The following is an 11956-nucleotide window of genomic DNA, read 5'->3' as shown; positions in this document are numbered from 1 at the left end:
GAATTGGTACCGACAAAATTCGGCAGATTTTAAGAGGGTCAAAAAATGGACATGAATATGGTTGAGATTTTAGGTTATGCAGCTTCAATCATGGTCGCTATTTCGCTAACTATGAAAGATATTGTTAAGCTTCGTATCCTTAACTTTATTGGTTGTGCGCTATTTACTGCTTACGGACTAATGATTGATTCTTGGCCTGTAGTACTAACTAACGGTTTTATTGCTTGCGTTAACATCTACTTCCTAGCAAAAATGCAGCAGGAAAAAAAAAGCCTAGAGCCTGAGAAAGCGCAATAGCATTCAAACAATAAAAGCCCGCAAATCATAAGATTGCGGGCTTTTGCTTTTAACATTCCCTTTCTATCACAGCATCCTTAAACGAGCGCTAACGAACCCAGCTAAGTGCTAGTGTTTCTCGACGAGAAAACATGTCCACATGCGATGAAATGATCGCCTTCACCGTATTCAGTTTCTCTTCTGAATCCGCCTCACAGGTTATAGTTAAGCTAGATGCACAAAGGTTAAACTCAGCTTTTCCCGTCGGAAATGTCACCAAACCGCTATTTTCATTCCAAGTAGCAGGAACTTTTCGTCCAAAATGCCGACAAAGCGTCACTAAGTATTTGTCAGCGTGTTCGCTATCTATTCGGGTGCTTTCTTTAATCATGAACTTACTCGTTACTTTGAAACGTCCTATGAAGAACCTTGTTAGAATTGATAAGCTGCAAAGAGCTTGAAGTTGCGACCCGGCTCGTAGTCATCAAGCGTGAAGCCACGTGCAGTCCCCGAACGAGACGCATGAGAGCTGTACAACTCGTCAAATACATTATCAATACCAAAGGTCACCGACAGCCCATCAATATCAGACGGCACCCATTGAGCGTATAGATTATGCACATCATAACTTGCTTTCTTTGGCTGACCATCAAAGACGTTGTCTTCCTCTAGAACAAACATTGAGTTCCACCCGAAGATCGTTTCTAAAGCGTCTGACTGGTAATCCAAAGTTAGAGCAATGCTATCACCCATATCAATGCTACGCCCATTGCCCCCAGCAACAGGACCACCAGTATTCTTGTTTTTGGTGTCCGACTTAGAGTAAGAAAGTTTGCTGTTAAACTTGTCGTAACCATAAGAAGCACTTGCTTCAAAGCCTTTAATCTCAACATCACCTAAGTTGTAAATCAGGTAAGTTTGAGTCGCGTTTTGGTACTGATCTGCAATGTAATCATCAATTTCCGTTTGGAATACCGTAATATTCGCCCCAAAGAAATGCTTATCAAAGGTTTTATCAAAACGAACACCACCCTGCGTGTTCAATCCCGTTTCTGGCTTTAACCCATCCTCTAAAAATGCAACGTCTTGGTAAGCAATAAAGGTTTCCATTAGCTCTGGACCTTTAAATAGAGAGCGTGCACTCGCAAACAACGTCCAATCTTGCGTCACCGTCCATTCTGCTGCTAGAGCCCAAGTCACATCATCATAATTACTGTTTCCTGTCTCAGCTTTGCGTTTGTAATCATCAAAGCGCATACCTGCAGTAATAAAGAAGGCATCAGAGAAGAAGAACTGATCTTCTACAAACAGTGCGGTTGAAATCGCCGATTCGTCCATAAACTTACGACTACCGTAGTAACTCGAAGACGTTTTATCCATGTAGTCGAAGCCATAAGTGACTCGATTATCAAACTCACCTAACATAACATCTGACTGGAATTTGCCATTCAAACCAAAGTTTTGGTTTTTGGCGGTGTTCTTTGATAAACGGTTCGAGGGCCAACGAGGCGCCATCACCGTTTCGTCACGTTTAATTTCTGTCTCGGTATTATAAAGAGTGACGTTTCCTTGGTGTTGTTCGCCTCGCAACTCATAACTCAAGGTAACGGTATCGCGGTCATAATCCGTAGGGATAAGTAACTTGCTCGAAAGGCTATTATTTGCACTACCCGACATATCAGGACGCGGACTGTAATCTCCACTGTCTCGGTACATGTCATAAGAGAGCTCAAAACGATGGATGTCATTTAGTTCATACCCCAGCTTAGCCAGAATGTTGTAAACATCACCTGCAGCACCGTAGGTTTTATTGCCATTACCATCTTCAAAATCATCACGCGTAACGTAATGGCCATAGACCATCGCATCAATGTTTTCGGACAAAAGTCCGTACAGTGTCAACGAACCTTGTTGGTTGTCGTTGGATGCATAGCCGCCATAAACACGCGCACCAAACTTTTCATCGTAACGAAGTAAGTCACGAGCGTCTTTCGTTTCAAAGTAGACCGAACCGCCTAACCCGTTTTGAGTCACAGAGTTATTACCTACCTGAATGTCCGCAGATTTGAGAATGTCAGGGTTCAACGTCAAGTTACCAATATGATGGAACATGCTCGCATGCTGAGAAGCACCGTCAAGACGAATGTCCAAATCGGTTTCGCTCAAACCACGAATCGTAATACGTTGATTCACAGAGTGTGTTCCACCAACATCTACACCGGGAATATCGCGCAGTAAATCAGACATATGATCCGCTTGCTTCAGTGACATGTCGTCCGCAAACATCGACTCAGTGTTGCTGGAAACTTTCGTTCCCCATACAACGACCTCTTCAAAATGTGACTCAGTATCTTGAGCTAAAACAGGGGTTGATAGCGCCATTCCCACTGCAAGGCAAAGGCTTGAAAGCTTGATAGGTGAACAAGCAGGGCTTTCCATAACTTCATTCCTAAATATTAATGATAATAATTCTCAGGTATAATAAGCATGAGTTTTATAAATACAAAGGCGATTTGGTTATGCGAAATCGCACAAGTGTTATGAGGAAGTGTCAAATGCAGGAAGTTACAACAAAACGAACTAAAATTGCCAAGATAGCTTTAACCCAAAGACTAAAGGCGACAGAGAAACAATGGATTGTCACGCAAGGCCAACCTTGTCAAACTCAACTGGCCGAAGGTAAGTTCCTATCATATCAGTACAATGATCAAATTTTTGTTCATGGCGGGCGTTGTCTAGAACTTATTGATTCGAATATTGTTTCTACTGCACACGCCTCACTGCTGGTCACTATTCTTTTAGAAGGTAGACTCTCGTTTGGCTACGACGATTTGCAATTTGATTTAGACGCGAGCGACGGCCCTAAGGGTGTAGTGGTGAACTTACTCAAACCTGCAAATTTTCGTCGTTCACTGCTCAAAGATAACCTCATTAATAAGATCAACATATTGGTTAAGCCCCAATGGCTAGAGGCCCGCCTTGAGCAAAATTGTAGCCATCGAGCCTTTTTTAACTCTCATCAGGCGTTTCAACAGTTGGAGCTTAACCAGACGCTATGCGAACTGGCTGAAACGTTAACAAATAGAGAAACACCGCAAGAGTTCCAAGAGAAGCTAGAAGTCGAAAGCTTGATCTATCAAATATTACATCAAGCCACCAAGCAAATTCCTAAGAATTTCAGTGCTAAAAACAGCAGTATTGAACGACACATTGATGGTCGGATTGAGGATATTGTCAGCTATATTGAAACTCACCTTGATCAAGAACTACGCTTGGAAAAGTTGGCGAGCCAATTCTCAATGAGTGTTTCAAACCTGCAGCGCCGATTTAAACAATCACTTAATATGACCATAAACGGCTACATTCGTTTTCGACGTCTTGAGATTGCTAGGCAACATTTGGAACGTGGCCTAGTAACGATAACAGAAGCCGCCTATGAAGCCGGATACCACCACCCTTCTAACTTCACTTATGCCTTCAAAAAGGCATTTGGTGTGCCACCACATGAAGTGATTAAAGAGTAAGGGGACTCTAGGTAACTGACTGTTATTTAGGAGTGTCTTATCCACAACATCGGTATATACTCGCCTTAAACGTTATGGAGGTTAAACATGAATATTGGTGCTGTCGCGAAGCTCACAGGGCTTTCATCTAAGTCGATTCGATTATATGAAGACAAAGGGATCATATCTCCACCAGCGCGTAGCGACTCTGGCTATCGCGAATATTCAGATAATCATATTCAAGAGCTTAACTTGGTATCACGCGCAAAAAGCGCAGGCTTTTCGTTGCAAGAATGCAAAGAGTTCGTACAACTTGCTCATAACCCCAACCGCAAAAGTAGCGAAGTAAAAGCAAGAACCATGGACAAACTGAGAGAGGTTGAAGAAAAAATTGCACACCTCATGGAGATCAAAACGCAACTTGAAGGTTGGGTTTCTTCTTGTCCTGGAGATGCAGAGAGCCGATGCCCAATCATAGACGAGCTCACCAAGTAAGCCCGCCTATCTATTGATCTCGTTAAAAACGAACTAGCTCGCTTAATGATAAGTACACATGCGCTTACCGTTTAACTCTATGATGTTAAATGGCGTTTCATAGATGTCCTCTAGCGTAGACGCTTGAATAACCTCTTCAACCGCACCACTCGCAACAACTTTACCTTTCTTAAGCGCCAATATGACATCTGAGTAACACGCCGCGAAATTAATATCATGAATTACGACCACCATGGCTTTATTCATGTCATGGGCTAACTGCTGCACAACTTTCATGATCTGAAGAGAGTGTTTGATATCTAAGTTATTAAGAGGTTCATCAAGAAAGACATAGTCTGTATCTTGTGCAATCACCATAGCAATAAATGCAAGCTGTCGCTGACCACCACTTAACTCATCCAAGTATTTGTCTTGAATATCTTGCAAATCTAAGTAGTCGATCGCTTGTTCTATGACCTCATGATCTTCTTTAGTCAGATTTCCTTTAGAGTATGGGAAACGACCAAAAGAGACTAACTCTTTTACGGTAAACCGCATTGTAATCGAGTTAGCTTGGCGAAGTACTGCCAGTTTTTTCGCTAGCTCTTTTGTGTCCCATTCCGCGATTTCCTTGCAATCAATGATAACACTACCGCCATCTCGCTCCGTTAAGCGTGAGGCCATAGATAACAGCGTGCTCTTTCCCGCGCCATTTGGACCGATAATCGATGTTACCTTGCCCTTTTCAAACTGAGTATTGGCCTCGTCTACGACTTTGTTTGAACCGAAAGCCTTCGTTAATTTGTCTATTACTATCATATTTATACAACTTTGTTTTTCAGCAGCAGGTATAAGAAATACGCACCGCCGATAAAGTTAATTACGACACTCAACGTCGTCTCAAAACTGAACACATTTTCGATTATCCATTGCCCAGCAAGTAGTGAACTGATGGATAGAAACGAACATCCGACCAATAGCGTTTTATGTTGGTAACTTCGGAACATTTCCCGGCTTAAGTTGGTCACTAGTAAACCAAAGAACATGATTGGCCCTACCAAAGCCGTAGAAATAGCAATCAAAACCGCCGAGATAATAAACACATTTCTCGTCACTTTAGGTACATCAACACCCAAACTTTTCGCATTGTCTTGGTCGAGCCAAAACACATCTAAAGTGCGATGCATCCTAAACAACAACCAACATGCAAACATCAAAGCCGGAGCACTAAAGTAAACCAAGTTCACTTTGACATTATTGAAACTGGCGTACAGTTTCGACTGAACAATTGCATATGTGTTTGGGTCCATCAGCAAAGAAAAGAATGACGCCGCATTGGAAAATAGCTGACCAAAGATCAAGCCGACCAATAGCAACGTAATCAAGTTCTTGCTGCCTTTTGAAAAGTAAAACCCAAACAGCAGTAGCGAAAACGACACCATTACAATTACTGCAATCGCGAAATTGACGTACAAGTTAAGAACTAAGGTACTCAACCCACCAAAAATCAACACGATCAAAATTTGGGTTAACACATACAGCGCATCAAAACCCATGATACTTGGCGTTAAAATTCGGTTGTGCGTAATGGTTTGAAATACAAGTGAAGACTGAGCAATGGCCACACCCGCTAGCACTATCGCCAATACTTTAGGAACTCTACGAGACAAAAAATATTGGTAGTTGTCAGCCGTTAGCCCAATACCAATAAACAGACACGCGAAAAGAATCGCAATGCCACCTAGCAGCAGGATTTTCGTTGAATCACGCATGTTGCTTACCTCGCAACAACATTGCGATGAATACCACGCCACCCAATATGCTAATCACGATAGAGATTGGCATTTCATGAGGGAAAATAATTAAACGACTCACCAAATCGCAACACAACACTAAAATGGCCCCATACATGGCCGTAAGCGGAATGTTCTTTTTGAGGTTATCGCCATAAAAGTGACTCACGAGATTCGGTACAATCAGCCCTAAGAATGGCAACTGGCCAACAATCATCACGACACTTGCTGACATGATGGACACCAATAGCACGCCAATCGTCACAACCTGCTGATAATTCAAACCCAAGTTAATCGCGAAATCTTTTCCGATACCTACGGCAGAGATCCTTGCGGCAAAAAGATAGCTGAGGATAACCATTGGTACCGCGATGTACAGCAGTTCAAAATCACCACGCAAGATGTTGGCGAAGTTTGCGACTGTCCAAGCATTCAGACTTTGAAGTGCATCATATTTGTAAGCGATAAACGTAGTCATGGATTGGATGACATTGCCGAAAATAATCCCGACAAGTGGCACAAAAACCACGCTCTTAAATTGAATGCGCTGAATAAAGAAAACAAACGCCAGCGTCCCAAATACCGAGATGCCGAACACGAGCCAAAGGTGATTATCATTACCAAAGAAAACCACGCTCAGTACATAGCCCAGCATGGCACATTCGATCGTACCAGTTGTAGAAGGTGCCGCAAATCGGTTCTGGCTGATTTGCTGCATGACAAGACCCGCAATACTCAAGCCAGCACCAGCAAGCAATATGGCAAATAAACGTGGTATACGGCTGGTAAAGAAAAGTTCTAATGCTTTCTCATCACCTGAAAAGAGTTGTTGGGGTGTCATGTTTGCCACCCCAACAAATAACGAAACCGTGCTTAAAACCACAAGGGTTAGCAATAACTTCTTCAAAGTTAACCTCTGCTATCTTGGATTACAGTTCAACGGTTTGCTTAATCTCACTGACCATTTTTTCTGTTGCTGTCACACCAGACATCGACAAGTACCAAGCGTCCACATCTAAATAGGTGATTTTATGATTTTTATATGCCGCAGTCGCTTTGACTAAGTCGTTATCCATGGATTTACGAATATCGTTATCCGGCGTACCTGTCAGAGAATTTCGGTCAACCACGAGGATATTTTTCGGGTTAGCTTCACGAATAAACTCATAAGAAATGACATCTCCGTGAGTGCCCGTTTTCACGTGCTCAACCGTTTCCAAGAAGCCAAAGTCGTTATAAATGACGCCAAATCGCGACTGGGCACCAAACGCGCTGATGTTGTCACCCATGCTTAAAATCGTTAATGCATCATTTTTGTTCGATTGGTTGTAGTCACGGATTACTTTGAATTGAGCATCTAGCGCTTCAATTTTCTGCTCTACTTTTTCTTCGATATTGAAGATCTTACCAATATTGCGCCATTGCGCTTGCGTGCCTTCCCAATAGCCTTGGTTCTCTTTCGCCGCAAAAACAACTGTAGGGGCAATTTCACTCAGCTCTTCATATTTCGCAGACGCTCGCGGACCAACCAAAATCAAATCCGGTTTTTGCATGTAGATGGTTTCAAAATCAGGTTCAAACAAACTACCCGCAGAGGTGTAGCTATCTTTGCTGTATTTTGAAAGGTAACTAGGAAGATTAGAAGAGTTAGATACTGCAACAGGATCGATACCAAAGTTGTCCAGCGCATCTAGCGGGCCAAAGCCAATCACAACCACACGCTCTGGGGATTGTTCTAGCTCTGTTTGACCCATGTAGTGGTCAATCACAACTTTAGCAGCAAAAGAAGGAGAAACAGTAAATAACGACAGCATAGCCGCACCGACGAATTTTTTCATTTTGTTAAGCCTTAATGAGATCTATTATCATACGCGTTCGCAATATAACGCTACTCTTTAATGCATTCAACAAAATTTAAGGTACTTTACATTAGTTACGTTTACTCAAGACTTAGATATATCAAAGACTTATAAAACCCATCAGTTTCAATACCTGGGCGTATCATTCATGCGCTTCAATAAACGCTTTGAGTGCCAGCTCATCAATAATCTCCAAACCGTTGTCCGTTTTTGTAATCAATCCCTTTTCAATCAAGTCCTTAACTACACGTCGATAGACTCGGCCTGAAGTGCCAAACCGCTCAGCCTCTTGGTTCACTTTATCAAAGCCACCAAGGAGCTTATCCGTCTGATTACGGACGAGAAGATCATAGGCAATGTTGTAAGTAATGGGATGCAACAAACGATTAGTGTAGATATCCATGGAGTCTTGATAATCCTCAGCCAATGCTGAAGCGAAGAACACCATCATTTGGGGATAATTTTGCAGCGCTTCGGTTAGTTTTTGGATACAGATAACATCAACCTGCATATGTTCATCTGCTATCACATTCCATTGACAAGGAGTCCGAGTGAAGAACTCCATTTCACCATAAATATGATAGTCGCAGTTAGCTTCCCCTAATTGAAAACGTCGTCCATTTGCGGCCAATATGTTCATCGAGACTCGACCTACTGGCACAACATACAAGTACTGAAGTTGCTCACCTTGGCGGAGAATTGCTTCCCCAGCATCAAAGAAACGCGAATTTATTTGGCATTGATAAATCAAATCGCGAAAGGTGGCACTCTTTTCTTCAAGGTATGTTTTGAAGCGACCAGTCGGATAAGGGCTGATTTTCATTTTCTGCTCTCTCAGAAAAAGTTACGGACAACTATTTAAGGTGGATTGTACCCCGTAACTCCAAATAAAAAAGCGACAGTGACCTGTCGCTTTACATCTATTCTGTTTATGTGACTTACTGAGATAGAGACTGGCTAACGCTGAGCAACCAAGGCTTCTAATGCCGTAATCGCGGCACTCTTCTCACCTTGCATCATTACTTTGGCTTCATCAACGTACTGACCAACACCTTCTTTCACATCTTGTTGATACAGCACCACGTTGTTTAATATCGAAGCCACATGAAGGCCTCGTAGTCGACCGACCGTAAACAGCGCAGAGGTTTCCATATCGGCACCTAAGATGCCTTTCTTGTTCCAATGTTGGCATATTGCATCTTCGTCATCGGTATAGAAACTGTCGTGAGAACGCACCACACCAAAATGATAATGCACTTTTTGCATCGACAAGTAACGCTCAACTTCCTTTAACAGTGAAAAGCTTGCGTAGGCTGGATAAGACGAATCGACATACGCTTTAGAGCCGCCCTCATCTCTTACCACGCCTTCGGCAATGATCAACTCGCCAAGGTGAATGCCTGATTGCATTGCCCCCGCAGATCCAACACGTACCACATGAGTCACACCGCACTGTTTTAGCTCTTCCACTGCGATGATCATCGATGGCGCACCTATACCTGTACTACACACTGAAACAGGCTTGCCTTTGTAGTTGCCGGTAAACACACGGTACTCGCGGTTTTCCGACACCATTTCTGCATCATCAAATAATGCCGCGATACGATTCGCTCGATCTGGCTCGCCGCATACAATAACGAGAGGAGAGATTTGTGTTTCATCCACTCCGATATGAGGTTGTTTGGCCATTTTTCGTTCCTTACACAGCAGCGTGCGCTAAGGTTTTATCGCCATTGCGCTTAGCGCTACGAGCCCACTCACGCGTGCCATTGGCAGCGATGAACATAAGAATCGCGTACTGAACAGACATTGCGTAAACACCTTGCGTCGCGTAGATACCCACACTGATAATGTTAATCACAACCCATAGAATCCAGTTTTCGACGTATTTACGTGTCATCAGAATTTGTGCAACCATGACAGTACTGTCATGGTTGCATCCCAGAACGGGAACGCGTCAGGTTCAAGCACCGGTTCAGCCAAGCCAGCACCAAAGAGATTCAAGCTATCAACAGCAATGTTTGCTAGCGCAAAGAAAAATGGGTCGATATAGATCGTTAATAATGCGATACATGCAACGCTAATAGAGGCAGTAGTAATAAGTTTCTGTTTATTTAACCAGCGAACTTCCAGCGTTTCACCTTGTGCGTTTGGACGGGTCCACGCATACCAGCCGTAAATGTTCGCACAGAAGAAAAACAATTGAAGAAGCAATAATCCGTATAACTGAATTTGAAAAAAGATAACGGCAAAAAGCGTGACATTCAGCAAACCGAATAAGTAGTTGATGGTTTTTTCTTGGCTGGCAAACCAAATGCAAAGCAGTCCAAAAACGGTACCGAAAGCTTCGATCCAACTCATTGCGTAGCCGTCGCCGATCGGAATGTTAAAGAGAGTATTATTAATATCGAGTAAGGCAAAGAGGTCCATAACATGTCCTTTATTATTTTGTTTGGAATACGCCTATATTAGAACGTGATATCCAACAAAAAGGAGGACATTTGTCCTCCTCTTGATGCACTCGATCATAAATCAGATTCATTACTTACTTGAAAGTACCTATTTATCTCAATTATTCATTCCAAATGAACTAGGACTCGTGTCCTAGGTAGCGCTTTTTGAACGTCGATGCTGACGCGAACAGTAAAGTCGAAGCAAATGTAAACACCACGCCAGCCAAGTATACATACTCTTCATTCGCAAGTAGTTCATAAACACTCACGACAAACACCGTTAATACTAGTGAAATATTGAAACGGTGAAACCACGGCCTCTTTACTGAATACTGTGCATATCTCTTAACTAACATAAAGATTTTCCATTCATCTCAATAATTTATAAATCTAATTATAGGCTTTATTAATAATAAGCTTTTTAAGCACTATCGACACGAAATCTTTCGAGTTACTCGCAAAAAATCACACTTTTCAAATGTTGAGTTAATAAATTCGAACATCTGTTTTGCATGCTTATTTATTTTTTAGCCCATTTTTTATAAATTATATGCACTAAATTTGTTAACCATGCGTTTGTTTTTAATTAAGAGAAATTCGTCACACTGTTGCGTACAACCAATGTTGGTTCCAGTTGAACGACTTGAGCGTCGTTAGATTTGTCGTCCAGTCTTCGTACAAGAGTCTCAACGGCAGCCTGCCCCAAACGGTACTTAGGCTGATGAATGGTAGTTAGCGATGGCGACATAAATTTCGCGATATGGATGTCATCGTAACCAATAATGGATAGGTCGTCCGGCACTTTAATACCGAGCTCATTTGCGGCGTTAATCACACCCATCGCCATCATATCGTTAGAGACGAAAATCGAGCTGGGTAATGCGCCACGTTGAGCCATTTTTTTGAACGCTTGATACCCACCCTCACATTCGAAGTCCGATTCAATGATCCAATTGGAATTAAATTCCAAGCCCGCTTCGTTCATTGCTCGCTTATAACCTTCGTATCGCATTTGCGCTTGGTGTTTAATCAAAGGGCCAGTGATGCACCCAATTTCGGTATGGCCGCAATCAATTAAGTATTTCGCCGCTAAGTAACCGCCACGAAGTGAGTTGTCTTGGATTTTATCGCTTGTAAATAGCATCGGCCCCCAGTCCATTACCACAACTGGGATATCTGGGTAACGCTCAAATACATCGATACGCTCTCCTTCTAGCGACGAGCACATCAAGATCAAACCATCGACACGCTTTTGCAATAGCGTATTAATGGATTGACGCATACGTTCGTTATCACCCTCGGTGTTACATAAAATGAGGCTGTAGCCTTTTTGGTAGCAGCTGCGTTCGACGCCTTTTACGACTTCGCCAAAGAATGGGTTGGTTGAGGTTGTCACGAGCATACCAATGGTTTTGGTACGATTGACTTTGAGGCTACGCGCCAACGCAGAGGGCGCGTAGTAGTTAAGCTCTTTTGCGGCATTGTTAACGCGTTCAGAGATCTCTTCGCTCACAAAACGCGTCTTGTTAATAACATGGCTCACTGTTGAAGTGGAAACCCCTGCCAGTTTTGCGATGTCTTTCATCGTCGCCATGTTA

13 protein-coding genes and 1 pseudogene are annotated in these 11956 nt (G+C 42.7%); 3 read left to right on the top strand and 11 right to left on the bottom strand.

Annotated features, from left to right (window positions below; translation table 11 throughout):
• Positions 1–45 precede the first annotated feature (45 nt).
• On the top strand, positions 46–297 hold the full coding sequence (locus R7040_RS03920; RefSeq protein WP_005376619.1) for a YgjV family protein: 252 nt from the start codon (positions 46–48) through the stop codon (positions 295–297).
• A gap of 88 nt (positions 298–385) precedes the next feature.
• Here R7040_RS03920 and R7040_RS03915 read toward each other — a convergent pair whose 3' ends face one another.
• Both R7040_RS03915 and R7040_RS03910 read right to left on the bottom strand, forming a co-directional pair.
• Positions 386–667 (bottom strand): DUF2218 domain-containing protein, encoded by a 282-nt coding sequence (locus R7040_RS03915; protein WP_005376622.1) that lies wholly within the window; start codon positions 665–667, stop codon positions 386–388.
• Between the two features lie 41 nt (positions 668–708).
• The gene (locus tag R7040_RS03910) at positions 709–2715 is read right to left on the bottom strand and encodes a TonB-dependent siderophore receptor (RefSeq protein WP_318095412.1); all 2007 of its coding nucleotides are present in this window, start codon (positions 2713–2715) and stop codon (positions 709–711) included.
• Positions 2716–2831: 116 nt separating this feature from the next.
• Here R7040_RS03910 and R7040_RS03905 point away from each other — a divergent pair, with 116 nt between their 5' ends.
• On the top strand, positions 2832–3800 hold the full coding sequence (locus R7040_RS03905; RefSeq protein WP_064354719.1) for a helix-turn-helix domain-containing protein: 969 nt from the start codon (positions 2832–2834) through the stop codon (positions 3798–3800).
• A gap of 87 nt (positions 3801–3887) precedes the next feature.
• Entirely contained in the window at positions 3888–4274 is a 387-nt protein-coding gene (gene cueR, locus R7040_RS03900) for a Cu(I)-responsive transcriptional regulator (RefSeq protein ID WP_005376627.1), read from the top strand.
• A 42-nt stretch (positions 4275–4316) separates the two neighbouring features.
• Here cueR and vctC read toward each other — a convergent pair whose 3' ends face one another.
• From vctC to R7040_RS03855, 9 genes and pseudogenes are all read right to left on the bottom strand, one after another.
• Complete coding sequence (vctC, locus tag R7040_RS03895) at positions 4317–5072, bottom strand: iron chelate ABC transporter ATP-binding protein VctC (RefSeq protein ID WP_017635379.1); 756 nt, start codon at positions 5070–5072, stop codon at positions 4317–4319.
• 2 nt (positions 5073–5074) lie between these two features.
• Positions 5075–6025: an iron chelate uptake ABC transporter permease subunit VctG gene (gene vctG, locus R7040_RS03890; RefSeq protein ID WP_005376631.1), complete on the bottom strand. Its 951-nt coding sequence runs from the start codon at positions 6023–6025 to the stop codon at positions 5075–5077.
• The gene (gene vctD, locus R7040_RS03885; protein ID WP_017820306.1) at positions 6018–6953 is read right to left on the bottom strand and encodes an iron chelate uptake ABC transporter permease subunit VctD; all 936 of its coding nucleotides are present in this window, start codon (positions 6951–6953) and stop codon (positions 6018–6020) included. Before vctD ends, vctG begins: the two co-directional genes overlap by 8 nt.
• A 22-nt stretch (positions 6954–6975) precedes the next feature.
• Positions 6976–7884: a siderophore ABC transporter substrate-binding protein gene (locus tag R7040_RS03880; RefSeq protein ID WP_064354718.1), complete on the bottom strand. Its 909-nt coding sequence runs from the start codon at positions 7882–7884 to the stop codon at positions 6976–6978.
• A 163-nt stretch (positions 7885–8047) separates the two neighbouring features.
• Positions 8048–8728 carry a Crp/Fnr family transcriptional regulator gene (locus tag R7040_RS03875; RefSeq protein ID WP_064354717.1) on the bottom strand — a complete coding sequence of 227 codons (681 nt, stop codon included), beginning with the start codon at positions 8726–8728 and terminating at the stop codon, positions 8048–8050.
• A gap of 134 nt (positions 8729–8862) precedes the next feature.
• On the bottom strand, positions 8863–9594 hold the full coding sequence (locus tag R7040_RS03870; protein ID WP_213967552.1) for a nucleoside phosphorylase: 732 nt from the start codon (positions 9592–9594) through the stop codon (positions 8863–8865).
• Between the two features lie 10 nt (positions 9595–9604).
• Positions 9605–10335 (bottom strand): annotated as a pseudogene (gene pnuC, locus R7040_RS03865) (nicotinamide riboside transporter PnuC).
• Positions 10336–10495: 160 nt separating this feature from the next.
• Positions 10496–10714: a hypothetical protein gene (locus R7040_RS03860; protein ID WP_005499106.1), complete on the bottom strand. Its 219-nt coding sequence runs from the start codon at positions 10712–10714 to the stop codon at positions 10496–10498.
• A 230-nt stretch (positions 10715–10944) separates the two neighbouring features.
• On the bottom strand, positions 10945–11952 hold the full coding sequence (locus R7040_RS03855; protein WP_318095408.1) for a substrate-binding domain-containing protein: 1008 nt from the start codon (positions 11950–11952) through the stop codon (positions 10945–10947).
• Positions 11953–11956 lie beyond the last annotated feature (4 nt).

It is taken from the genome of Vibrio sp. 1069 (assembly GCF_033340555.1).
This window is presented reverse-complemented; position numbering and strand designations above follow the sequence as displayed.

Excerpts from the sequence above, each read along its gene's own strand:
- R7040_RS03875 (WP_064354717.1), bottom strand. The coding sequence starts at position 8,728 with ATGAAAATCAGCCCTTATCCGACTGGTCGCTTCAAAACATACCTTGAA.
- R7040_RS03915 (WP_005376622.1), bottom strand. The coding sequence starts at position 667 with ATGATTAAAGAAAGCACCCGAATAGATAGCGAACACGCTGACAAATAC.
- R7040_RS03905 (WP_064354719.1), top strand. The coding sequence starts at position 2,832 with ATGCAGGAAGTTACAACAAAACGAACTAAAATTGCCAAGATAGCTTTA.
- R7040_RS03920 (WP_005376619.1), top strand. The coding sequence starts at position 46 with ATGGACATGAATATGGTTGAGATTTTAGGTTATGCAGCTTCAATCATG.
- vctC (WP_017635379.1), bottom strand. The coding sequence starts at position 5,072 with ATGATAGTAATAGACAAATTAACGAAGGCTTTCGGTTCAAACAAAGTC.
- R7040_RS03910 (WP_318095412.1), bottom strand. The coding sequence starts at position 2,715 with ATGGAAAGCCCTGCTTGTTCACCTATCAAGCTTTCAAGCCTTTGCCTT.
- R7040_RS03880 (WP_064354718.1), bottom strand. The coding sequence starts at position 7,884 with ATGAAAAAATTCGTCGGTGCGGCTATGCTGTCGTTATTTACTGTTTCT.
- vctG (WP_005376631.1), bottom strand. The coding sequence starts at position 6,025 with ATGCGTGATTCAACGAAAATCCTGCTGCTAGGTGGCATTGCGATTCTT.
- cueR (WP_005376627.1), top strand. The coding sequence starts at position 3,888 with ATGAATATTGGTGCTGTCGCGAAGCTCACAGGGCTTTCATCTAAGTCG.
- R7040_RS03870 (WP_213967552.1), bottom strand. The coding sequence starts at position 9,594 with ATGGCCAAACAACCTCATATCGGAGTGGATGAAACACAAATCTCTCCT.
- R7040_RS03855 (WP_318095408.1), bottom strand. The coding sequence starts at position 11,952 with ATGGCGACGATGAAAGACATCGCAAAACTGGCAGGGGTTTCCACTTCA.
- R7040_RS03860 (WP_005499106.1), bottom strand. The coding sequence starts at position 10,714 with ATGTTAGTTAAGAGATATGCACAGTATTCAGTAAAGAGGCCGTGGTTT.